This window comes from Tenacibaculum gallaicum, from assembly GCF_003387615.1.
Classification (GTDB): Bacteria; Bacteroidota; Bacteroidia; order Flavobacteriales; family Flavobacteriaceae; genus Polaribacter; species Polaribacter gallaicus.
On record NZ_QUNS01000001.1, the window covers coordinates 591,309 to 614,745 of the forward strand.

19 protein-coding genes are annotated in these 23,437 nt (G+C 32.1%); 14 read left to right on the forward strand and 5 right to left on the reverse strand.

Features of this window, described 5'->3' with window-relative positions:
* Window positions 1-1,002: an SDR family oxidoreductase gene (locus C7448_RS02710; RefSeq protein ID WP_115899810.1), complete on the reverse strand. Its 1,002-nt coding sequence runs from the start codon at window positions 1,000-1,002 to the stop codon at window positions 1-3.
* 61 nt (window positions 1,003-1,063) lie between these two features.
* Here C7448_RS02710 and tyrS point away from each other — a divergent pair, with 61 nt between their 5' ends.
* The 7 genes from tyrS (at window position 1,064) to C7448_RS02745 (ending at window position 7,571) form a co-directional block, all read left to right on the forward strand.
* Window positions 1,064-2,368 (forward strand): tyrosine--tRNA ligase, encoded by a 1,305-nt coding sequence (tyrS, locus tag C7448_RS02715; RefSeq protein WP_115899811.1) that lies wholly within the window; start codon window positions 1,064-1,066, stop codon window positions 2,366-2,368.
* A 433-nt stretch (window positions 2,369-2,801) separates the two neighbouring features.
* The gene (locus C7448_RS02720) at window positions 2,802-3,170 is read left to right on the forward strand and encodes a hypothetical protein (RefSeq protein ID WP_147300487.1); all 369 of its coding nucleotides are present in this window, start codon (window positions 2,802-2,804) and stop codon (window positions 3,168-3,170) included.
* Window positions 3,171-3,330: 160 nt separating this feature from the next.
* Entirely contained in the window at window positions 3,331-4,119 is a 789-nt protein-coding gene (locus C7448_RS02725) for an MbnP family protein (RefSeq protein WP_115899813.1), read from the forward strand.
* 99 nt (window positions 4,120-4,218) lie between these two features.
* Window positions 4,219-5,250 (forward strand): cytochrome-c peroxidase, encoded by a 1,032-nt coding sequence (locus C7448_RS02730; protein WP_170136994.1) that lies wholly within the window; start codon window positions 4,219-4,221, stop codon window positions 5,248-5,250.
* The gene (locus C7448_RS02735; RefSeq protein ID WP_115899814.1) at window positions 5,213-6,202 is read left to right on the forward strand and encodes a transporter; all 990 of its coding nucleotides are present in this window, start codon (window positions 5,213-5,215) and stop codon (window positions 6,200-6,202) included. Before C7448_RS02730 ends, C7448_RS02735 begins: the two co-directional genes overlap by 38 nt.
* Before the next feature lie 122 nt (window positions 6,203-6,324).
* Window positions 6,325-6,867: a DUF2911 domain-containing protein gene (locus tag C7448_RS02740; protein ID WP_115900125.1), complete on the forward strand. Its 543-nt coding sequence runs from the start codon at window positions 6,325-6,327 to the stop codon at window positions 6,865-6,867.
* Window positions 6,868-7,028: 161 nt separating this feature from the next.
* Complete coding sequence (locus C7448_RS02745) at window positions 7,029-7,571, forward strand: porin family protein (RefSeq protein WP_115899815.1); 543 nt, start codon at window positions 7,029-7,031, stop codon at window positions 7,569-7,571.
* 47 nt (window positions 7,572-7,618) lie between these two features.
* On the opposite strand, the gene C7448_RS02750 is transcribed toward C7448_RS02745, so the two are convergent.
* Window positions 7,619-8,617: an SAM-dependent methyltransferase gene (locus C7448_RS02750; RefSeq protein WP_115899816.1), complete on the reverse strand. Its 999-nt coding sequence runs from the start codon at window positions 8,615-8,617 to the stop codon at window positions 7,619-7,621.
* Between the two features lie 205 nt (window positions 8,618-8,822).
* Here C7448_RS02750 and C7448_RS02755 point away from each other — a divergent pair, with 205 nt between their 5' ends.
* From C7448_RS02755 to C7448_RS02780, 6 genes are all read left to right on the forward strand, one after another.
* Window positions 8,823-9,473: a hypothetical protein gene (locus C7448_RS02755; RefSeq protein WP_115899817.1), complete on the forward strand. Its 651-nt coding sequence runs from the start codon at window positions 8,823-8,825 to the stop codon at window positions 9,471-9,473.
* 208 nt (window positions 9,474-9,681) lie between these two features.
* Window positions 9,682-12,603, forward strand: a complete 2,922-nt coding sequence (locus C7448_RS02760) for a leucine--tRNA ligase (protein ID WP_115899818.1) — start codon at window positions 9,682-9,684, stop codon at window positions 12,601-12,603.
* Window positions 12,604-12,709: 106 nt separating this feature from the next.
* Window positions 12,710-13,162 (forward strand): hypothetical protein, encoded by a 453-nt coding sequence (locus tag C7448_RS02765; RefSeq protein ID WP_147300488.1) that lies wholly within the window; start codon window positions 12,710-12,712, stop codon window positions 13,160-13,162.
* 107 nt (window positions 13,163-13,269) lie between these two features.
* On the forward strand, window positions 13,270-14,226 hold the full coding sequence (locus C7448_RS02770; protein ID WP_115899820.1) for a hypothetical protein: 957 nt from the start codon (window positions 13,270-13,272) through the stop codon (window positions 14,224-14,226).
* Between the two features lie 240 nt (window positions 14,227-14,466).
* Window positions 14,467-15,480, forward strand: coding sequence for a GNAT family N-acetyltransferase (locus tag C7448_RS02775; protein ID WP_245939417.1), 1,014 nt, complete (start codon window positions 14,467-14,469; stop codon window positions 15,478-15,480).
* A 30-nt stretch (window positions 15,481-15,510) separates the two neighbouring features.
* Window positions 15,511-16,380, forward strand: coding sequence for an acyl-CoA thioesterase (locus C7448_RS02780; protein WP_115899822.1), 870 nt, complete (start codon window positions 15,511-15,513; stop codon window positions 16,378-16,380).
* Between the two features lie 62 nt (window positions 16,381-16,442).
* Here C7448_RS02780 and C7448_RS02785 read toward each other — a convergent pair whose 3' ends face one another.
* From C7448_RS02785 to C7448_RS02795, 3 genes are all read right to left on the reverse strand, one after another.
* Window positions 16,443-18,704 (reverse strand): inorganic phosphate transporter, encoded by a 2,262-nt coding sequence (locus C7448_RS02785; RefSeq protein WP_115899823.1) that lies wholly within the window; start codon window positions 18,702-18,704, stop codon window positions 16,443-16,445.
* A gap of 72 nt (window positions 18,705-18,776) precedes the next feature.
* Window positions 18,777-19,979: a porin gene (locus C7448_RS02790; RefSeq protein ID WP_115899824.1), complete on the reverse strand. Its 1,203-nt coding sequence runs from the start codon at window positions 19,977-19,979 to the stop codon at window positions 18,777-18,779.
* 268 nt (window positions 19,980-20,247) lie between these two features.
* Entirely contained in the window at window positions 20,248-21,132 is an 885-nt protein-coding gene (locus tag C7448_RS02795; protein WP_115899825.1) for a metallophosphoesterase, read from the reverse strand.
* 191 nt (window positions 21,133-21,323) lie between these two features.
* Here C7448_RS02795 and C7448_RS02800 point away from each other — a divergent pair, with 191 nt between their 5' ends.
* Window positions 21,324-23,405, forward strand: a complete 2,082-nt coding sequence (locus C7448_RS02800) for a M20/M25/M40 family metallo-hydrolase (protein ID WP_115899826.1) — start codon at window positions 21,324-21,326, stop codon at window positions 23,403-23,405.
* The last annotated feature ends 32 nt before the right edge of the window (window positions 23,406-23,437 follow it).

The following is a 23,437-nucleotide window of genomic DNA, read 5'->3' on the forward strand; positions in this document are numbered from 1 at the left end:
TTATTTTTTAAACTCTTTAGAAACTCTTGTAATTACATCATTAATAGGCTCAAATTCAAAATTAAGTTGTTCTGTAATTTTTTTAGAAGTATAGAACGATTCGTTGTGAGCAGATTTGGCAGAGTTTTTAGTTAACAAAGGTTCTTTACCAGTAAGTTTTGTTAAAAACCAATCAATTCTCCAAAATATTGAAGTAACTAATTTCCCAACTTTTTTTGAAGGTCTTTTTTTATTTAGATTATCAGCAATACTAAATAAAACATCTTTAAACGTTTTGTTTTCAGAAACTAAAATAAAACGTTCATTTTGTATATTAGAATCCATCAGATTTATCATTGCTTTTACGACATCACTTACTCCAACAAATCCAGTAATACCTTCTGTATAAAATTTAAATCCATTATTTATTTGTGTAAACATTTTTCCAGAGCCTTCACCCCAAAAACCACCGCCTAAAATTACTCCAGGGTTTACAATTACGACATTTAAATCTTCTTGACTACCTCTCCAAACCTCCATTTCAGCACCATATTTTGTAATAGCGTATCCATGATTTTCGTCATCATCTACCCATTCATTTTCTTCATTAATTGGTTGTCCGTTAATAGTATTCCCAACAGAAGCAATGGAGCTCACAAAACAGAATTTATCTACATTCGCATCAATAGCAAAATTGATTAAGTTAGCAGTTCCCTCAATATTTACCTGACGCATTTTTCTATAATCCTTCGGGTTAAAAGAAACTAATGCAGCACAATGATACACTTGTGTAATATTGTCAAATACGGGTTTTAAAGAAGGTACATCGGTAATGTCGGCTTGTACCCATTCAATTTTTGAAAAGAATTCTTGTACATCGTCTGTATAAAAAGAAAAGATTTTTTTTACGTGCTCACGCTTTTCATCTGTTCTAAAAACAGCTCGAATTTTGTCGTTTTTTTGGCTTAAATAATATAATAAATGTGAGCCTACTAAACCTGTACCTCCTGTAACTAAAATCATAAAGCGAATTTAGTTTATTTTGGCTGATAAACTTATCTTTGCTTCTTTAAAATAGAATAAAATGACCAAGAATTTAGTAGAAGAATTACAATGGCGTGGAATGATTCACGACATTATGCCAGGAACCGAAGAACAACTTCAAAAAGAAATGACATCGGTTTATATTGGTTTTGATCCAACTGCAGATTCGTTACACATTGGTAGTTTAGTTCCAATTATTTTACTAGTTCACATTGAAAAAGCAGGGCATCAGCCAGTGGCTTTAGTAGGAGGTGCTACTGGTATGATTGGTGATCCGACAGGGAAGTCAGACGAACGTAATTTATTAAATGAAGAAGCGTTAGCTAAAAATGTTGCAGGTTTAAAAAGAACGTTAGGTCGCTTTTTAGATTTTGATAATGGAACTAAAAACGCTCCTTTATTGGTAAACAATTACGATTGGATGAAAGACTTTTCTTTTATCGAGTTTGTACGAGATGTTGGTAAGAGAATTACTGTAAACTACATGATGGCAAAAGATTCTGTAAAAAAACGTATTACAGGAGAAGCAGGTAACGGAATGAGTTTTACAGAGTTTACGTATCAATTAATTCAAGGTTATGATTTCTATCACTTATATAAAACCTTAAATTGTAAATTGCAAATGGGAGGTTCTGACCAATGGGGAAACATTACCACAGGTACAGAGCTAGTTCGTAGAATGACAGCAGGAGAAGAAGCAAAAGCATTTGCAGCAACTTGCCCATTAATTACAAAAGCTGACGGCTCTAAATTTGGAAAGTCTGAAGGAGGAAATGTTTGGTTAGATGCAGATAAAACATCAGTTTACAAGTTTTATCAGTTTTGGTTAAATACTTCAGATGAAGATGCAGAAAAGTATATTAAAATATTTACGTTTTTAGATAAAGAAACTATTGATGCTGTAATCGTAGAACATAAAGAAGCGCCGCATCAAAGAGCTTTACAAAAGAAGTTAGCAGAAGAAGTAACAACGTTTGTTCACTCAAAAGAAGAGTTAGATAAAGCAATTGCTGCTTCAAATATTTTATTTGGTAAATCAACAGCTGATGATTTAAAAAGTTTAGATGAACAAACTTTTTTAGATGTGTTTGATGGTGTGCCACAAGCTGAGGTAACTTCTGAGGATATAGCTGGAGGATTAGACATGATTGCGGCTTTAGCAGCCAAAACAGGTTTCTTAAAATCAAACGGAGATGCTCGTAGAGCTTTAAAGGAAAACTCAATATCAGTAAATAAAGAAAAAGTAAGTGAAGATTTTGTGATCACTTCAAAAGATTTAATCGCCGATAAATATGTGTTACTACAAAGAGGTAAGAAAAATTACTTTTTGTTGAAGGTAGCATAAAGAAAATTGTATATAAAATTAAAAAGCCCTTAAGAGAAATTTCTTTTAAGGGCTTTTTGTTTGTAATATATAAACAAACAAAGGGGTGGGGTAAATTGTTGTTATGAAACTGCTTTTAAATCAAATGTTAAAGGGCACCTTTTACAGTTAATTCCTTTCTTTTGATATTTATTGCAGCATTTACTTTTAGGCTTAATACAGTTACTTGCGCATGAAGAACTACAAACAGTAGTTTTTTGCAATGTCTTAACAGAAATTTTAGAGGTAACTTTCTTGGTTTCAGTATAAAAAACAATCATTATCTTTTCGTATAATCCGTGCAAATATAAGTTTTTTATTTAGAATAAATTAAAATAAAGAAAAAAACGTGAAATGTTATTGTTGTTTATCAGTAGAGATAGTAGTATCTTTGCTCTAGTAAAAAGCCCTCTTTTTGTTACAAAAACTAAGCATATACTTTTTTGTTGCACTGTACATGATAGCCATGTTGCGCCCAATAGCTCCTTTTGTTGAGTATGCAATAAATTATGATTATATATCAAAAGTTTTATGTATTAATAAAGATAAACCAGAGTTAAACTGTAACGGTAAGTGTCAGTTAATGATGGAGCTTGAAAAACAACAAGACGACGACTTTAAATCACTACGAATCTCAATGGAAGAATACCCTATTGGGTTTGTTTCTATCCTTAATATAGATTTAGAAGAAAAACAGCTTATAAAAGAGAAAGGAACATTTTCTTATAAGAAAAACTACCATTACTTATTCAACAAAGAAGTATTTCATCCTCCTATTGCTTAATTTTTACATATAACTAAAACTACTAATTGATTACAACGAACGTAATCAAAAAGGTAGACTATTGTAAAATAATAACAAAACTTAAATACAATTTACAGGTTAAAATTTTAATGTTGCTTAGCATTATTAAAAGAGAACTGTAATACACAAAACTTAAAAGATGAAAAAAATACTAGCTTTCATAGCTTTTGCTATGGCGTTCACTTCATGTAGTGACGATGAAATAATTAATGACAAATTAGAAGGGAAAAACGAAGTAGTAATAGAGTTTGATAACGGTTTTGCTGAAGACAAACTTTTACTAGGCACTTCAACATACACTAACGGAAATGGAGAGGTATTAACTGTAAATTCTTTCGATTATATCGTAAGTAATTTTGTACTTGTAACAGAAGAAGGAGAGGAATTTGTATACCCTAAAGAAGAAAGCTACTTTATAATTAGTGAAGGAGGAGAAGATAAGCCTAAGAAAATTCAAATATCACTTAAAGACGTACCTGCAGGTAAGTATACAAAAGTTAAATTTGGAATAGGTGTAGATCAAGAACGATTTATAGAAGGACAAGCAGTACAACAAGATTTTTGGATTTTAGCTGAAAACTATAACTTAACTTGGAGTTGGCAAGCAGGATATAAGTTTGTGGTTTTAGAAGGAAACTACAAAGAAGATGCAACTGAAAATCCTTTTATGTTACATATTGCAAGTAGAGGAACAACAGTAGATTTATACAAAGAAGTAGAGTTACCTATGGATGTAGCTATTGTTAGTAAAGAACAATCACCACAGTTGCATATTAAAGTAGATGCTAATACAATGTTAGATGGTAAATCTAAAATTAAACTTTCAGAAGGAGCAACTATTATGGGAGGAGATAAAGCGTCATTAATAGCAGAGAACTATACTGAGATGTTCATGGTTCACCATGTACATCACACAAATCATCATTAATAATAAATACACTTAAAGAATAGGGTGAAAGCTCTATTCTTTAGGTTTTTTAAGTGTAATAGGCTAATTGTTTTCAATTAGCTACTAATACTGTATGTAATGAAAAAATTAATGATTGCATTGTTAGTGTGTTCTTTTTTTAGTTGTAAACAGGAAGATGTGTACACTAATGTAGAACTAGCTTTTGAACAACCAAGCAATTTTCCCGAGCCTCATTATAATTTAAGCTCAAATCCAATCACAGAAAAAGGCTTTGAATTAGGAAAGAAACTTTTTTATGAAGGAAAACTATCATCAGACGGAGTAGTTTCTTGTGCTTTTTGCCATCAGCAAAAGTTTGCATTTACGCATCACGGACATCAATTAAGTCACGGAGTTGAAGATAGAGAAGGAACTAGGAATACGCCTCCAGTTCAAAATATGGCTTTCCAAAAGCAGTTTTCATGGGATGGAGCAGCTTTTCACCTAGATATATTTCCAATAATACCAATTACAAATCCTGTTGAGATGGATGAAACTGTAACCAATATTTTGGAAAAGCTACAAGAAGATGTGACTTACCGAAAATTATTTAGTCAAGCTTTTGAAGACGGAGAAATCAATGCTGACAATACGTTTAAGGCGATGTCTCAATTTATGTTGATGATGGTCTCAGCCAACTCAAAGTACGATAAATACGTTCGAGTGGAAAAAGGAGGAGAGTTTTCTAAACAAGAAAAAAAGGGACTAGCGCTTTTTAAAGCAAAATGTGCTTCTTGTCATACATCCGATTTGTTTACAGACGATGCTTTTAGAAATAATGGTTTACCAATCAACCCAGAAATTAACGATTTAGGAAGAATGACGGTTACCTTATTAGAAGAAGACAAATACAAATTTAAAGTGCCCAGTCTAAGAAATATTGAGCTTACCGCTCCGTATATGCACGACGGTCGATTTGGATCCTTAAAATCAGTATTAAATTTTTATGCGACAGGAGTTCAGGAAACTCAAAATTTAGACCCAATTCTTAAAAATAAGAATGGAACAATCGGAATACCATTAAACGAACAAGAAAAAGAAGATATTATAGCTTTTTTAAAAACATTAACAGATGAAGAATTTATCACAGATAAAAGATTTGCTGAATAAAGTAGTACTCATATTACTATTATTAATTTCAGTACAAATACAAGCGGACACCCCATTTCCTGAGCGATATGAGCTATTTTTAGATTGTGATGCTTGTGGTTGTAGTAACAGCGGAGGTAGTTTAGGAATGGGAGGAATTATAGATAATAACTTTATTGGGGTACGTTATCTACACCAAAAATACCAATCAAAAGACGGTATTTTTAATAACTCTCCAGTTATAAATGAGTATTTTAATACGGTACAAGTTTGGTCTCGAATTCCAATTGTTAAAGAGTATCTAGAAGCCCAAGTTTTTGTTCCTTTCCATTTTCATTCAAGAGACTATGTTGATAAAACAACGGCTATTGAAGGTTTAGGAGATATTTCTTTTTTAATCAATTATACTATTTTAAATAAAAATACAGGAAATTATAAGGAGGAAAAAGACAAGGTCATATCTTCTAATCATCTATTAAAAATAGGTGGAGGGTTAAAGTTACCAACAGGAACTTATAACGAAGCAATTAATAACTCAATAAACCCAAGTTTTCAATTAGGAACAGGAAGTGTTGATGTTATTACGAATCTTCAGTATGTATTTAAGAGAAATAATTTCGGAGTTACAAATTATCTTAATTATTACATAAAAACTACAAATAAAGAAGAATATCGATTTGGGAATCAATTTAACTTCAATAGTACTTTCTTTTATGCTTTTAAAGATAATAAGCAACATAGTTTTGTGCCTTCAGTAGGAGTTTCAGGAGAATTCTATGCAAGTAATAAAATGATTGGATTAAAAGTTAAAAATACTGAAGGTCATGCACTGTTTTCTAGCTTAGGAGCCGAATATAATGCAAAAAAATTAACAGTAGGAGCTTTAGCAATGTATCCAATACAGCAAAACTTAGCACAAGGAACTATAGAAGTAAAATATAGAACATCTATTTACTTGAATTACAACTTTTAAGAAAGTTGTAATCTGTTTGTTTAGAATCAAAAAGTAGGATTGTTTTAAAAAAAAGAGCGGATTTTACGTAAGGATTCTTAAATTTGATGACAAACCCTCAGTTAACAATTAAAAACAAGAACATGAAAAAATCAATTTTATCAATTATTGTATTCGCTGTAGCCCTAGTGTTTTCAAACGAAGTAGCAGCTCAAAAATTCGCGAATTTAGATAAAAGTCCAATGGATGCAGCTGCTTTTCCTAGTAGTTATAGAATTTCAGATAAAAAAGTAAAAGTTGTTTATAGTCGTCCACAATTAAAAGGAAGATCGTTAGCAAAACTAGCTCCTATGGGAAAAGTATGGAGAACAGGAGCTAATGAAGCAGCTGAAATTACATTTTATAAAGAAATAACCTTTGGTGGTAAAAAAGTAAAAGCAGGAACTTATACCTTATTTACAATTCCAGGAGAAAAAGAATGGACTCTTATTTTAAATACAGCTAAAAACGTTTGGGGATCTTACTTTTATAATGAAAGTGAAGATGTAGCTAGAGTTACTGCTCCTACTTCCAAGTCAGACGAAACAATAGAGGCTTTCTCTATTGCTTTTGATGGTGAAGATGATGCATTCAATATGTATATCGGATGGGACAATGTTATTGTTACCGTACCTATAAAAGAATAATTATGATTAAATAGATAAAAAACAGGCATTTTAAATGCCTGTTTTTTTTGTGGGTTATATTGAAGTTTACAATGAAAGATAACCAAATTTTCAATAAAACATTAAGAGGGTTGGCATGATGATTGTTTTAAAGCTTCTTTATATAAATTAAAATTATTATTATGAAAAAAACAGTACTTGCGATTTTATGTATAATCGCATTTTCAGGAGTTAAAGCACAACAAGTTAAATTTGGAGTTAAAGCAGGGTTAAATGTTGCTACCATCCGTGGAGAGAATTTAAATACTGATTCGAAATTGGGATTTCATGCTGGTGGGGTAGTGGAGTTGAAATTATCAGATTCATTTTCTATTCAACCAGAAGTTCTGTATTCACAAATGGGTACAGAAAACGACATCAATAAATTAAAAATAGATTACATTTCGATACCAGTTATGGCGAAATATTATATTATTGATGGTTTTTCCCTTGAAGTAGGACCTCAAATATCGTTTTTAGTTGATGATGTTGTAAAAATAAATAATGGTGCAAGCTTAGATCCAGACCTAGAAAACTATGACCTGAGCGCAAATTTTGGATTAGGTTACCAATTTAAACAAGGCTTATTTGTACAAACACGATATAACTTAGGAGTAACAGCTATTCAAGAAAATCCAGATATTAAAAACGGCTCTTTTCAAGTTTCTGTTGGATATCAGTTTTAACAAGATAATAAAAAAACTCTCAAAAGAGAGTTTTTTTGAACAGTACCTTACTTTTCTAAAGAGTATTTTAGCTGGATATCTGGATCCATTTGGTAAGTGTAAACAATAGAATCAAAATTAATAGGATGCTCTATATGCATTTCAAGAGGTAGGGTTAATGAAGATTCACTTCTTGTTAACCAAATATCGTTATAAACATGTACCAGTGTGTCCAATAGTAAATAGTTGTATTCTTCAATATTAATTGAGTTTACAGCTATTTTTTTATCAGGAAGTTGTGTAGGAATAGTATTGGTTTCGTTTGACGAAATAGCTTTTCTAACATTTAAAATGGTGTCAATTTCTACAGATGTATGTTTAGCATCAGTAATAACATCAGTAGCTAAACTCATTTTTACCAATACGTTTTCTGGAATTACAGTTACATCTTTTGGTAGCTGGGGGAGTAAATTAAATAAAATAGGAACATAACACTCCCTATACAATAAAGCATCTAACGTTTCACTAAATACAATGTGATACTTTTTTGCTTCAGGGATTTCGAAAGTAACGGCATCTGCATTGTAGTGGTTTGTTATATACTTGGTAAGCTCTAATTTTTGAATAAGACTTTTAGCATATTCTAAAGATTTATCATTAATTTCTAACAAAGAAAACTGTATTTCTTCAGGACTAAAAAGCGGAGCAATTAAAGTAACAAATGGGGCATATGGCCCACAACCCGCGTAAAAAATATTGATAGTTTTATCAGGGTGTTTTTGTTGTTTTTCTTTAATAGCCATTACCATAGCTTTTAAAAACTTCACGGTTCGTTTATAGTCTAGCAAACATTGTGCTGCATGGTTTAACCCTAAAGCCTTTCCTTTTGCAGTTGTTACCGCAGCAAGATGTTCTATGTTTTGATCAAATCCTGTGAGCTGTGTTAGTTCTTTAAAATAAGTGTGTATTTCGTTAATTAAATTTTCAATTTCAGGTTGTTCAAGAGAATCTTTAAGTAAAGCCGATACTTTTTCTTTGATATCTAAAGCAGTTACATTTTCATTCATAGTAGGTTAATTATTAAGTTTCCTAAATTATAAAAATATAGCCAAGTATGGCTAACTACACTAAGCTTTTTTGAAGCTTAAATTAAATCGCTCATTACTCAAAAACAATCAGTAAAGACATTTTAAAACACTCATAAGTATACAATTAATACTTTGCGAAAAGTATTTACCAGTACGTTTACAATTAACCTTAAAACTTTAAAAAATGTCTACAAATTACACAACACTATCCGTTACAAATCAAATTTCAAAACCAGTAGAGGTTTATGTAACTTTTGCGGCATCAAATGTTGCTAATAAATGCTGTCCATCACCTGTTGGAGTGTCAGATTTTAGTTTTTTAACCAAAGTAAATAAACTTATGGGAAAATTTGAATTAGGAGCAGGAAAGACAGAAGAGTTTGATTCAAAAGGAGAATGTTTTAGCGGAAACATTTGTTTTTATATAGAACCACAATGTCCTGTAAAAGGAGCAGACTTTAATCACGGAGCACAAGGAACGAGCATTGCAGAGTTTACACTAAATCCAAATACACCATGTGCGGAAGCCTTTGATATAAGTTGTGTTAATGGAGTAAACAGCTTTATCGCTATGGAAGTAGATAAAGATGGAGGTTGGAACTACGGACCAAATAAAACACCGATTACTAGAATTTACAATAAAGAGTTACAGCAAAATTCAGGTAATCCAGGAGTGTTTCCTGTAAACTGTACCGATTGTATTCAATTAGTAGGTGATAAACCGTGCCCTACATTACCTTATGGTCCACCTCAAAAACAAAGGATATGTAACATTCAACGATCAGAACGTGGAGGAACTCTAAGAGTAATTTTAACAGATCCAGCATTAGGATAATATAAATATCTCTCTTATTTCAATTTTAAACCTTGCAAACCTTTTAAGGCTTGTGAGGTTTTTTTGTGTTTATTTAAGTTTTCATGATGTATTAAAAGCACTAAACTTTTTACTTATCAACAATAACTGTAAATTTGCAGCTTCAAAATCACATCATTACGAAGTGTTATATTGAGTGTAGTCGAAATAAAAGGAATAAACTAAAAGAATGCAATACAATCACCAAGAGATAGAGAAAAAGTGGCAAAAGTACTGGGCAGAGAAAGGTACATTTAAAGCTGAAAATAATTCTGATAAACCAAAATATTATGTGTTAGACATGTTTCCTTATCCATCAGGAGCAGGATTACACGTCGGACATCCTCTAGGATATATCGCATCTGATATTTACGCACGTTACAAGCGTCATAAAGGGTTTAATGTATTGCATCCACAAGGATATGACTCTTTCGGACTACCTGCTGAACAATATGCTATCCAAACAGGACAGCATCCAGCAATAACTACCGAAACAAATATCAAAACGTACCGTCGTCAGTTAGATAATATCGGATTTTCATTCGATTGGTCTCGTGAGGTTCGTACTTCAAATCCAGAATATTATAAATGGACACAGTGGATTTTTATTCAACTGTTCAATTCTTGGTACAATAAAGACACTGATAAAGCAGAAGATATTGCTACCTTAGTAGTAAAGTTTGAAGCAGAAGGAAATGCAACTATAAATGCAGTTTCTGATGAAGATATTACCATTTTTTCTGCGGATGAATGGAAAAGTTTGTCAGAGAAACAACAACAAGAAATATTATTACAATACCGTTTAACATTCTTATCCGATACCGAAGTAAATTGGTGTCCGGCATTAGGAACAGTATTAGCAAACGATGAAATTATAAACGGAGTTTCAGAACGTGGAGGACATCCTGTAGTTCGTAAAAAAATGACCCAGTGGTCTATGCGAATTTCTGCGTATGCACAACGTTTGTTAGACGGATTACAAAATATCGATTGGCCACAGCCATTAAAAGATTCTCAAACCAACTGGATTGGTCGTTCGCAAGGAGCGATGGTTTCTTTTGATGTTGACGGACATGATGCAAAAATTGATGTGTTTACGACACGTCCTGATACTATTTTTGGAGTGTCTTTTATGACCTTAGCTCCAGAACACGAGTTGGTGGCGAAAATTACAACTGCTGAACAAAAAGAAGCGGTTGAAGCTTATGTTGAAGCTACAGCAAAACGTTCAGAGCGTGATCGTATGGCAGATGTAAAAACTATTTCAGGAGTGTTTACTGGTGCCTATGCGTTACATCCGTTTACAGGAAAACAAGTACCAATTTGGATTGGTGATTATGTGTTGGCAAGTTACGGTACGGGTGCTGTTATGGCGGTACCATGTGGAGATCAACGTGATTATGATTTTGCAAAACACTTCGGATTAGAAATTCCAAATATTTTTGCAGAGGTTGATATTTCTGAAAAAGCAAACGATGCTAAAGATGGAATTAAATTAGCAAACTCTGATTTCTTAGACGGTTTAAACTATAAAAAAGGAATGAAAACCGTGATTTACGAATTAGAAAAACGCGGTTTTGGTTACGGAAAAATAAACTATCGTTTACGTGATGCAGTATTTAGCCGTCAACGTTATTGGGGAGAACCTTTCCCAGTATATTACAAAGACGGAATGCCTCAAATGATTGAAGCAAAGCATTTACCGATCGCATTACCAGAAGTAGAAAAGTACTTACCCACTGAAGACGGAAAACCACCATTAGGAAATGCTGATGTTTGGGCGTGGAATAGTATTGAGAATAGAGTAGTGAGTAATGAGTTAATAGATAATGAAACTGTATTTCCTTTGGAGTTAAACACAATGCCAGGGTGGGCAGGAAGTTCTTGGTACTTTAACCGTTATATGGATTCGAATAACGAAGGAGAGTTTGTTAGCAAAGAAGCGGTTGACTATTGGAAAGAAGTAGATTTATATATTGGAGGTTCTGAACATGCTACAGGACACTTGCTATATGCACGCTTTTGGCAAAAATTCTTATTTGACAGAGGATTGTTACCAGTAGATGAGTTTGCTGAAAAACTGATTAACCAAGGAATGATTTTAGGAACTTCTGCTTTTGTTTATGAAGCTCTTTTTGAAGGAAAAACAAAGAACGTGTATTTATCAGCTGATTTCTTTCAAGGTCATAATTATATTTCTAGTGCTGATGAAGATCTAGAAAATAGTAAAGAAGAAATTCTACGAAAAGCTGGTTTGACAAGTGAAAATGAAAGTACATTGAAATTTAGACCAGTCCATATTGATGTGAGTTGTCTAGACGGTGATGTTGAAGTTAATTTGGATAGATTAAAATCTTGGAGAGAAGATTTTAAAAATGCTGAATATGTTAATGGAAGAAATGGAGAATTTTTGAGCTTTCGCGAGGTTGAAAAAATGTCGAAATCAAAATACAATGTAGTCAATCCAGATTTAATTTGTGAAGAATACGGAGCGGATAGTTTACGTTTATTTGAAATGTTCTTAGGGCCGTTAGAGCAAACAAAACCTTGGAAAACTTCAGGTATTTCAGGAGTGTATTCTTTCCTAAAGAAATTATGGAAATTATTCACCGATGAAAACGGGATCAACGTTTCTGATGCTGAACCAACCAAAGACGAATTAAAAACCTTACACAAAACGATTAAAAAAGTAGAAGAAGATATTGAGAACTTCTCGTTCAACACATCCGTTTCTACCTTTATGATTGCAGTAAACGAGTTAACAGCGTTAAAATGTAACAAACGTGCTATTTTAGAACCGTTGTTAGTATTAATTTCTCCGTATGCGCCACATATTGCTGAAGAATTATGGAGTCAGTTAGGACACAGCGAGTCAATCGCAACAGTAGCTTTTCCAATTTTTGAAGAAAAACACTTAATCGAGAGCTCGAAGAATTATCCAGTTTCTTTCAATGGTAAAATGCGTTTTACCTTAGAGTTACCGCTAGATATGAGCAAAGATGAAATTGAAAAAACGGTCATGGCACACGAAAAAACGCAACAACAACTTGCTGGACGAGAGCCAAAGAAGGTAATTATAGTTCCAGGGAAAATTATCAATATTGTAGGGTAAACCCACCTTATAAAATATAAAAGCCCCACAAGCAAATAATTTGTTTGTGGGGTTTTATTTTTAAACTAAATTCGCAGCCAGTAAAAACAAATTAAAATTTAAACGAATGAAAAAGATTTTTAAAATTAGCTATGCGGTTTTAGTGTGTTTAACCCTAGTGATGAGTAGTTGTTCAGATAGTGATAATGATCCAGCAGGAATTGCAAACACAAAATTATCAGGAAAAGTATTAGGAACAAGTTTTACGGCCAAAGGAGGTAAAGCATTTATGTCTGGAAATAATGAACTTTCAGTACATATAACCAATATTCAAGCAGATTGTAGTTCTGATGTTCTTAATTACGAATTAAGAATTGCAACTTATGTGAAAGCAGAGTTAGGAGTTTATGACAATGTGAATGTAGTTTTTGATAAGAAAGGAGCGAATCCTTCAAACTACCTTCAAGGAGTTGTTGAGGTTGTAAGATTTACAGATAGTGAACTTACTTTAAAGATAAAAGCAAACTCAAGTACTGATAATATGGTAGAAGGTTTTTTTACAGTTCCTTTTTGTGAGTAATAACAAAAAACAGTATTAATTTAAAAGCTTTTACATTAGAATGTAAGAGCTTTTTTATGCGATAAAACCAAAAACTTTTCGCAAATTTGCCTTCCAAAAAATAAAACATGAAAAAGATATCTATTAGTAATACTTGGATTTTTGCAATAATCCCAATCGGGATTTTTATTTTCGTAGCACTTCCACAATTTCAAAATATGTATGAATCATTTCATAAACGAGATTTAGAAGTACAGCAAAACGCACAAGAATTAGACTCGTTACAACAACTTACAAGTCCTACAAGAAAAGATTTAAACAATATAAAACGCCTTGAAATTACCGTTCCAATTCATCAGTTAAGTATAGATAGACAGCGATATACTTACTATAAAACAGGCGGGATGTTAGCCGTTTTAGCTTTTATGTTTATTGGCATGTTTGGTTCTAGCTATTGGGCAAAAAGAAAGAAAAACTCATCGAGCAATAGGCAAATAGAATTTTCTTTTGATGATTTTACAACTGATGCTATTGGGCAACATGTCTCTTGGAATGCGGTTAAAGGTTCAGGAAGCAATTTTTTAAGTGAACGTTTACGAAAAACAGCTTTCGGATACAAAATTACCTCTAGTGCTTATCTGAAATTTGTAGCTTGGAGTTTCCTTTTAATGGGCTTAAACTACGTAGTTTGGTCATATATTGAGTTCTTTGAGTTTTCAAAAGAACCATTAACGTTTATGCATGGAGGGAAATTATTTTTCATTTCTGGAGGGCCCTTTGTATTAATAGGGATTTTCTTACTGTTTTCTTTTGGAGCTAAAGCAGTTTTAAACTCTCAAAAGAGAAAAATAGTAGTTGATGGTGAAATAATACCTTTTCAGCAAGTATATGCCTTACAAGTGTTATCAAAATTTGTTCAAGGAAATAAGTCAGGAGGTTATTACTGCTACGAGGTAAATTTAGTTACTCAAGGTGGAGAACGTCATAATTTATTAAACCACGGAGACAAAGAATATTTGTTGAGCGATATGGTAAAAATAAGTAGGTTTTTAAAAGTACCTGTATGGAATAATGGAGTATCGTAAAAATAATTTATAGGGTATTTGACAAACTTTTACTAATTTACACAAATACAAACCATAAACGCTGTTATTATTTTATCCTGTAGAAAAAAAATATCCAATATATGTTACTTTTCCTCAGTAAAAGAGATATCAGAAAAGGTTTGGAGAGAGCTTGACTGTATAGATAATTTATACTTTCAGCCAGCGTATTTAGAAGCTTTAGAAAAGAACAATCAACAAATACAGTTTTCTTATATTTTATTGTTTGATGAAAAAAAAGAAGCAATAGCTTTTGCCACTATTCAATTGGTAGATTTTTATTTAGAAAGTGTTCAAAACGATTTACAATCGGTTGTAGAATGGATACGATGTATGGGGAGGAAACTACATTTATTGTCTCCTCAAAAACCATTTAAAATACTTACATGTGGTAATACTTTTGTAAGTGGAGAGCACGGAATATTCATCAAACCAAATCAAGATAAAAAACAAATTGTAAAACAACTTGCTAAAGCTATTGTAGCCTTTGAAAAAGATATTTCAAAAGAAACAATTGACGCTTTTATGTTGAAAGATTTTGTAAATGAATCTCTTTTTATTACCGATGCATTACACAGCGTGGGGTATAATTCGTTTAATGTAGATCCAAATATGATGTTAGCGTTAGATGATAATTGGGGTACTTTTGATGATTATTTAGCAGCATTAAAAACAAAGTATAGGGTAAAGGCAAAAAAAGCGTTACAGAAGAGTAGAGACTTACGAACGGAAGAAGTAACTATTGATTCTTTGAAGCAATTATTGCCAAATATGACGTTACTGTATAAAAATGTATCAAACAAGGCGAGTTTTAACTTAGGATATTTTAATATAGAAACGTATATATCTTTAAAAGAAAATTTAAAGGATGACTATGTTATTAAAGTATATTGGTTAGGAGATAAGTTAGTTGGGTTTTTATCAGGAATAAAAAATCAAAACTCATTAGATGCGCATTTTGTAGGAATTGATTATACCGTAAATAAAACCTATGCTATTTACCAACGAATGTTATACGATTATATATTATTGGGTATAGATAATAATATAAAAACTATAAATTTTGGAAGAACAGCTAGTGAAATAAAAAGTTCAGTAGGAGCAGCACCACAGGACTTAACAATTTATTTGCGACATAGAAAAAGCATTCCAAATCGTATTTTAAGCTTATTTTTGAATAGAATTCAACCAACAGGATTCCGGTTAATAAAGCCTTTTAAAACAAAAAAAGTATAAAGAATTAAACCCTTTTTACTGTATTAACAAATGAAAAACACACAAGAATTATTAAATATACTTACCCTTGACGATTTAGGTGAAGGGAATTTTAACGGAGTAAGTAGAGATATAGGAAGTCCAAATGTTTTTGGAGGTCAAGTATTAGCGCAAGCACTAAATGCAGCGTATAGAACAACGCCTGAAGAACGTATATTACATTCGCTACACTCGTATTTTTTAGAGGCAGGAAATTTAGAGTTGCCTATAACTTACAATGTGCAAACTATTCGTGATGGAGGTAGTTTTTCTACACGTAGAGTTACAGCACATCAAAAAGATAAAACGATTTTTATACTGTCTTGTTCTTTTCATAAAGAAGAAGAAGGATATGAGCATCAAATGCCTATAAAAAAAGACTTAAAACAACCTGAAGAGTTGTTGAGTTGGACAGATATGTTAGATCAATTTGGAGCTTTTTTACCAAAGAAAATGAAAGATTTTTTAAGTATTGAGCGACCTATTGATTTTAAACCAGTGCAGATTGTAAATCCGTTAGACCGAAAAGATTTACCTCCAGTAGTAGATGTTTGGTTTAAATTAAAAGGAGAAGCATCGGATTTATCGTTAGGAATTAAACAACAAATATTAACGTATATATCAGACTATAATATTTTAACGGCTTGTTTAAACCCGAATGCAAGCGTAGCTAACTTTGGAAACACACAAATGGCAAGTTTAGACCATTCGATGTGGTTTTATCGTGATTTTGATTTTAATGATTGGATGTTGTTCTCGGTAGAAAGCCCTAATACGAATGGAGCTAGGGGGTTTGCTTGCGGAAATATTTATACAAGGGAAGGTAAACTGATTGCTTCGGTAGCACAAGAAGGTTTAATGCGTCCCATGAAAAAGAAGTAGCAATTATAATTTATAAAAATAAAGAAATAAAAAGCCGAGTTATTAACTCGGCTTTTGTTTGATTAAGCTTCAATTTCAGCTGTCTTGGTGCTAATGTGAAACTCTTCATATGTTTCTAGTAAACTCATTAATCCAGAAACTAAATCTTGTGTCTCAATTAAAATACTAAAGTATAATGTAGTATTCTTTGGACTTGTTTCATCTGTTCTGATACGGTCTACTTGTTTTTCGATAGATTTTGATACATCTTTTAACAATTCTTTCTTTTCGTTAATAATATGCTCTAAATTATCGAAACTTCTATTTTCAAAAGTATCAGCAATATCACCTAATAATTTAGAAAGTGTATTGTCAATACTTTTAAGATCTTTAATTTGTCCTTTTTTAAGGTTTTTATGGTTATTGTTAACGTGCTTATATGTAGCTCTAGAAATATAGCTAATAGATTGTGCAACGTCTTGTAAATACCCTAAAATTAAAATATAAAATCTACTGGCTTGTACCGAAGTATCGTCTAACGACTTAATAAAGTAGAATACTCCGTCTTTTAAACTATCTATTTCATCGTTTAACTTAGTAACGTGCTTATCAGTTTTACGCAGTTTTATTAAATCGTGGGTAGCAAGGTCTTTTACAACACTAGAGTATAACTTATTTATACGATGAGCAACACCAGCAATATGATCTGAACTTTCTTCAATCACACCATTAATAGTGATTAATTCTGCTCTTTCCATATGTACTTGTTTCTTTTCTTGTTTAGATTTTTTTCTGTGTTGTAAAGTATTTCTTGCAATTAAAAGAGCAACTACTAATAACAATACAGGAATCATTACCATATCCCAGCTAATTAAATAAGCTACTAAAGCAGCTGTTAAGAAAGCTGTAATGGCAGTTAAGAACCATCCGCCAATAACATTAATTACCCCAGCAACTCTATAAACAGCACTTTCACGTCCCCAAGCTCTATCAGCTAAAGAGGTACCCATTGCTACCATAAATGTTACATAAGTAGTTGATAAAGGCAACTTCATAGAGGTTGCAATAGAAATTAAAATACCAGCAACAATTAAGTTTACAGATGCTCTTACTAAATCGAAAGCAGGCATTTCATACGTTTTGTCTTTAGGTAATTCAATTACAGGTTTTTGAAACTTAGAATCTATAAAGTTTAAAGCTTTTTTAGGTACAATAAAGCTAATACCAGCATTTATACCCATTGCTGTTCTAACAACAATTCTTGATAATGGATTTGGTTGAAATTTCTCATGCCCGTCTCCTTGACGCGATAAGTCAATACCAGTTTTAATTACGTTTCTCGCTTTGCTTGAAGTCCATAAAGTAACCACCATAATGGCTCCTGCTAATAATAATAACCATACGTTAGAAGGTACTTTTTTAGCTAAAATACCCATAGAAAAAGCATCAGGAGCAACACCAGATACTTCCCAAGCTTGGTATGAGTTCCAAGCAGCAATTGGTACACCAATAAAGTTTACTAAATCGTTACCAGAGAACGCCATGGCTAACGAAAAAGTACCAATACCAATAATTAATTTTAATATATTAACTTTTAAAAACTGAATTAAAAGATGAGATACAACACTCCAAAAAATAAAACTCCCAGCTATGATAAGTATAGTGTTTCCTTCAATTAGGTGTTTTATATCACTATAAAAAGGAGTTCCTTTCATTCCTTTGATAATGATAAAATAAGTAATTGCTGTAATTGCAAAACCACCAAATAATGAATTAATATACGTAGGTCTTTTTTCGAAATTAAATGAATAAATTAAACGAGAAAAGAATTGTACAATGGCTCCTACAGAAAAAGCAACCACTACGGAGAGTAGAATTCCGTTTATAATTTGAATAGCTTTTTTATGATTGATATAAGTCCAAATGTCAGAAATAGAATGAGCGTCGTTGGCAGCAATTTTAATTAACGAAACACACACAGCTGCACCTAGTAATTCAAATACAATAGAAACCGTTGTTGAGGTTGGCATTCCTAATGAATTAAAGATATCTAACAGTAAAATATCAGTAATCATAACAGCCATAAAAATAAACATGATATCTTGGAACATAAACATGTTAGGGTTAAAAATACCCTTACGTGCTACTTCCATCATACCGCTTGAGGTAACTGCCCCAAAAAACACCCCAACACTCGCAATTATCATAATATTTCTTACTTTAATTGCTTTAGAACCGATTGCTGAATTTAAAAAGTTAACAGCATCATTACTAACTCCCACAACCAAGTCTACAATAGCTAAAACAGCTAAAGCGACTAGCATCAAAATATATGGATCTCCCATTTTTTAGTTTTTAATTAAGTTTTGCAAATTTAGTTACACAAGAACGCTCTCATGTTATGTTTATGTTATCATTTAAAGGTGGATATCTACCTGTAATCTATACATCAATTGATTTGTAGCTGTGGCTATATCTAAGTAGCTAATATCTGTTTGTACTTTTAATTTATGACCAACAATGTACTTTGATAATCCTAATGTATATTGGTTTTCAGTTCCTTTTCCTGTAATGTTTTTGTCTAAAGAAATATTGGTAAAACGACTTGATACTTCCCAGTTTTTAGCAAATAAATATCCTGATTGAAGATTTAGTCCACTACCCACTTGTACAATTTCACCTGTAGGTGTTCCGTCTGAATTTTTTGCAATAGGATCTTTAGCATTTCTGTATGAATACTCTCCCATAAAAGAGAATCCTTTGTATTTAAACATAGCATCCATAAAAAAGGTTGAAATGTTTGTTTGATAATAGCCTTCATCATTAACCATGTAGGTACCTTGATTACTTCTGGTTTTTACGGCATTGTTGTTAAAGTCATAACTCATACCGATAGCAAGTTTAGGTGTTTGTTCTCTTTTCAAGTCTCCACCTACATAATCACCCTTACCTTCAAATTTTCCAAAAGGTAAAAACTCAAGATGAGCAGTATACTGATGTCCTCCTAAGTTGCCTACAGTAACATTTCTTCCTTCACCTTGTGAAAAAGCTAATGCTTCTCTTACAATAAACTTGTCAGATAAATTAAAATGGTGTCTTAATTGTACGCCCATATCTCTATCAATATTAAATCGTTTGTTTAATAAAGAGCGATCTACTAATTGCATATTTGCTGAAGAAATAACACGTTCTCGGTTTCCTGGCAATTTAGTTTGTCCAAACCATAGTTCGAAATTTTGATGGAAATTCCACTTTATAAAGGCATCTAAAATATATCTTGGAGCGTTTCCTGTATGTTCTGAAGCACCACTAATATCTCTATTAGATAACCCAAGTTCTATTTTATATTTTAATTTAGGAGAAAAAGCAAATCCATTAAACTTTAAACGAGCTCTTCTCACCAACATTGAAGATGATGGGTTGTATAAGCCGTCTTTGTTAGAATCCCATTCGGCAGTTGCTAAAAATTGCATTCTAGCTCCCATTTTCATAGACCAAGTACTATCTTTTCCAACTAGGTTAAATATACCTTTTCCAAATTTTGGTGCGTTTGTTTGTTGTGCATGCGTGTAAAGTAACACAAACATACTTACAGACGTAAGTATTGTTTTACAGTTCATTAGATGTTGTTTATTAGTTTTTGTCGCGGCAAATAACAAACCTTAATGTTAATTTAGTGTTAACCTAATATTAAAAAACTGCCTTGTTTTCAAGGCAGTATATAGTAAGTCAAATAAATAGTCGACAAAAACTAATAAATTTATAATGACTATACACCTCGTGTTTGAGATGAATCAAAAGTATTCTCCTTTTTTAATATAAATATTAAGTGTAATTTAATAAATTGTTATATAACGCAAGGTTTAGGGTTAAGAAAGGGTTATGACTTTAAATATAGTCAGTTATTTTTTTAGGCCCTTCAAGAACTGTTCTTGTAATTTGCATGGTGCCATCTTTATTGGTTACTACGTGCCATTTAATAAGGGTTATTTCATTGTTTTCAATTTCTAAACCAGTAATACACCTTGGATGTACACAACTGCCATCATTAAAATGTGGAAGCTCGTTTTCTGATGGAAACCGAGGACGGTGCGTGTGTCCTGTAACAATCATTTGGTTATTATTGTTTTTAATCCACTTTTCTAAACGTTTCTCTACCTTTATTAATTCTTTAAAGTTTTGGGCAGGGCTTGTAGGATCTTTAATTCCATGTATTTGTAGTGGTCGCCATAAAACACGAACTAAAAACCTACTAAATTTCCAAAAAGTATAGTTGAACCAATCAGCTTGATGACCGTGGAGTAAAAAAATAGACTTCCCATCTTCTTGTGTCAATTTAATTGCTTCAGAAAAAGAGGCATTTGGCATTAATTCTTTTTTCTTTCCGTCAATAGTATCATAATAAGAATTAAAGTTTTTAGCAACATTTTTAGGTTTTCTGTAATTCATATCATGATTCCCCCAAATAAAATGTAGTTTGTTTTGTTGATGGAATTTTTGAAGTAATAAATAGATGTCTTTATTTGCATTGAAAATATTCACGAATTTATTTTCCCAAAGTTCATCACCATCTCCTAATTCTATATAGGTAAATTCTTTTTGAAGGTATTGAGATAAGGCATAGTGATATATTTTTCGATTATGAGCAAAGTCATCGGCAAAACTGTTATCACCTCTATGGCAATCAGAAAATAAAATGTATTTAGTATACTTGTTTAAAGGTAGTTTTTTTGCTTTTTTAAAAGCGTTGGTTATTCTATGTTTTGAAAACATTTATAGCGAAAGTTTGTGTACATATAAAGATGCAAAAAAAGGAATATACCACAAAACTTGTTGAGTGATAGAACGAATAAATTTTAGAATTAAGCTTATGGTTAAGTGATAATTAAAAATAATTTCACTCTATAATGTTAATTTTTAATAACTTACGTGAAATTTTAAATTAATATTAATACCCTTCAAAAATGAAAAAAAAGTATTTTCTACTTTCGTTACTATTGCTGTGCCTTAGTTTTTCTACTATTTACAGCCAAGAAAAAATGTTTTATGGTACTATTGAAACCAACGATGCTTTAAAACTACAAAAAGTTGCTCCTTCTGATATTAAAATTCTTTCCTCCACCAATGGTTTTAGTGCAGTAAAGTTAAGTCATCATGCAGCTGAAAAATTGCATCATATGATTTTAACTCATGGTCCTGGGTTTATTTATGAGCCTTCTGAAAAACAAGCTTTACAAACAATTCAGAAGTTACAAAGTAAAAAATCGTATCAGAAAAGAGCATCGTATACTATTAGTGAAGATCAAGTTGTAAATCAAAGTTTGGGCTTGGTAAATAATACAAATATTGCGAATCAAATAGTAGAACTTGAAAATTATGGTACTAGATATCATACTACACAAAAGGCAAAAGATGCTGTTGAGGATTTAAAACAAAAATGGGAAACCATGGCTAATGGTAGGTCTGATGTTAGTGTGAGAATAGTTAACCACAATAGTACCACAATGCCTTCGGTTGTTATGTCCATTGAAGGAAGTGATCTTCCAAATGAATATGTAATTATAGGCGGACATATTGATTCTGTTAGTCCAGAAAGAGAAACGAATGCTCCTGGTGCTGATGATAATGCTTCTGGTATTGCTACAATTACTGAAATGGCTAGAGTACTTTTTGAAATGAATTTTGAACCAAAAAGAACTATAGAGTTTATGGCATTTGCTGCCGAAGAAGTTGGGTTAAGGGGGTCAAAAGAGATTGCTGAAGATTATAAAAACAGAAATGTTAATGTGTTGTCGTACGTGCAGTTTGATATGACGAATTATAAAGGGTCACCAAAGGATGTTTATATTTCTGATGATAGTTATAATAGTAGCACTCTTAATGCTTTTTTAGCTAGTCTTATGGATCATTATAATGCTTCAGGAAGTCATCAATTTACTTACGATTATACACGATGTAATTACGGTTGTTCCGATCATTATAGTTGGGCACAACAAGGGTATGATGCCGCTTTTCCTTTTGAGGCTTCTTTTAATGGTTCAAGCCCTTACATTCATACTGTAAATGACACATCTAGTAGGTTTCCAACTGCCAATGCTACGCACGCAGCAAAGTTTGCTAAACTTGGTTTAGAGTATTTAATTGAGGTAGCGAAAAGTAAAGGAAGTGTTAGTGTACCAACGTATTGTGATTCAAAAGGAAATAATGTAAATGATGAATATATTCAGAATGTAACACTTGGGTCAATTAATAATAATTCAGGAGCTTCTAATGGGTATGAGGATTTTACTAGTATTTCTACTAATTTAGAGCAAGGTAGTTCTAATACAATTACTGTTACTCCTAAATGGACAGGTACTGTTTACAAAGAGGGGTATGCTGTTTGGATTGATTATAATCAGGATTCTGATTTTGAAGATAATGGAGAGCAAGTGTGGGTTAAAAGTGCTTCTTCTGATAGTTCTGTTAATGGTACGTTTACCGTACCTACTACTGCAAAACTAGGTAATACAAGAATGAGGGTGTCTATGCGATATAATGCTACTCCTGCTTCTTGTGGTTCATTTGATTATGGTGAGGTTGAAGATTATACTATAACTATTATTGAGGGTGATGGAGGGACTACTACTAATATTTGTGATGGGGTGGCTGAATATGATTCTTCTCAAAATTACCAGGTTGGTGATAGGGTTGTTTATTTTAATGTTTTGTATGAGAGAACTTCAAGTGGATGGAATAATATTGGAAATTGTGGTAGTGCTAAAGCCTCTAATTTAAATACGGAACGTGTTTTAGTAAATGATAAGGATGTAATTGTTTTTTCACCTAATCCTATTGAGGATAGTTTTATAGTCTTACAAGTAAATAATGAGCTGTGGAAAAATAGAGAGATTGCTATTTATAATGCTAACGGAAGGTTGCTTACAAAAGTAAAAATGAGTTCTAGAAACAATAATGTAGATGTTTCAAAATTATCAGCAGGAATTTATTTTGTGTCTTTAGATGATACAGGGAAAAGGTATACTAAGCAATTAGTTAAAAAATAATTTTTCAGTAAGCATACAAAAAGCCCAAGTTT

Excerpts from the sequence above, each read along its gene's own strand:
- C7448_RS02745 (WP_115899815.1), top strand. The coding sequence starts at position 7,029 with ATGAAAAAAACAGTACTTGCGATTTTATGTATAATCGCATTTTCAGGA.
- C7448_RS02735 (WP_115899814.1), top strand. The coding sequence starts at position 5,213 with ATGAAGAATTTATCACAGATAAAAGATTTGCTGAATAAAGTAGTACTC.
- C7448_RS02790 (WP_115899824.1), bottom strand. The coding sequence starts at position 19,979 with ATGAACTGTAAAACAATACTTACGTCTGTAAGTATGTTTGTGTTACTT.
- C7448_RS02785 (WP_115899823.1), bottom strand. The coding sequence starts at position 18,704 with ATGGGAGATCCATATATTTTGATGCTAGTCGCTTTAGCTGTTTTAGCT.
- C7448_RS02765 (WP_147300488.1), top strand. The coding sequence starts at position 12,710 with ATGAAAAAGATTTTTAAAATTAGCTATGCGGTTTTAGTGTGTTTAACC.
- C7448_RS02730 (WP_170136994.1), top strand. The coding sequence starts at position 4,219 with ATGAAAAAATTAATGATTGCATTGTTAGTGTGTTCTTTTTTTAGTTGT.
- C7448_RS02760 (WP_115899818.1), top strand. The coding sequence starts at position 9,682 with ATGCAATACAATCACCAAGAGATAGAGAAAAAGTGGCAAAAGTACTGG.
- C7448_RS02780 (WP_115899822.1), top strand. The coding sequence starts at position 15,511 with ATGAAAAACACACAAGAATTATTAAATATACTTACCCTTGACGATTTA.
- C7448_RS02750 (WP_115899816.1), bottom strand. The coding sequence starts at position 8,617 with ATGAATGAAAATGTAACTGCTTTAGATATCAAAGAAAAAGTATCGGCT.
- C7448_RS02710 (WP_115899810.1), bottom strand. The coding sequence starts at position 1,002 with ATGATTTTAGTTACAGGAGGTACAGGTTTAGTAGGCTCACATTTATTA.
- C7448_RS02755 (WP_115899817.1), top strand. The coding sequence starts at position 8,823 with ATGTCTACAAATTACACAACACTATCCGTTACAAATCAAATTTCAAAA.
- tyrS (WP_115899811.1), top strand. The coding sequence starts at position 1,064 with ATGACCAAGAATTTAGTAGAAGAATTACAATGGCGTGGAATGATTCAC.
- C7448_RS02795 (WP_115899825.1), bottom strand. The coding sequence starts at position 21,132 with ATGTTTTCAAAACATAGAATAACCAACGCTTTTAAAAAAGCAAAAAAA.
- C7448_RS02725 (WP_115899813.1), top strand. The coding sequence starts at position 3,331 with ATGAAAAAAATACTAGCTTTCATAGCTTTTGCTATGGCGTTCACTTCA.
- C7448_RS02740 (WP_115900125.1), top strand. The coding sequence starts at position 6,325 with ATGAAAAAATCAATTTTATCAATTATTGTATTCGCTGTAGCCCTAGTG.
- C7448_RS02800 (WP_115899826.1), top strand. The coding sequence starts at position 21,324 with ATGAAAAAAAAGTATTTTCTACTTTCGTTACTATTGCTGTGCCTTAGT.
- C7448_RS02770 (WP_115899820.1), top strand. The coding sequence starts at position 13,270 with ATGAAAAAGATATCTATTAGTAATACTTGGATTTTTGCAATAATCCCA.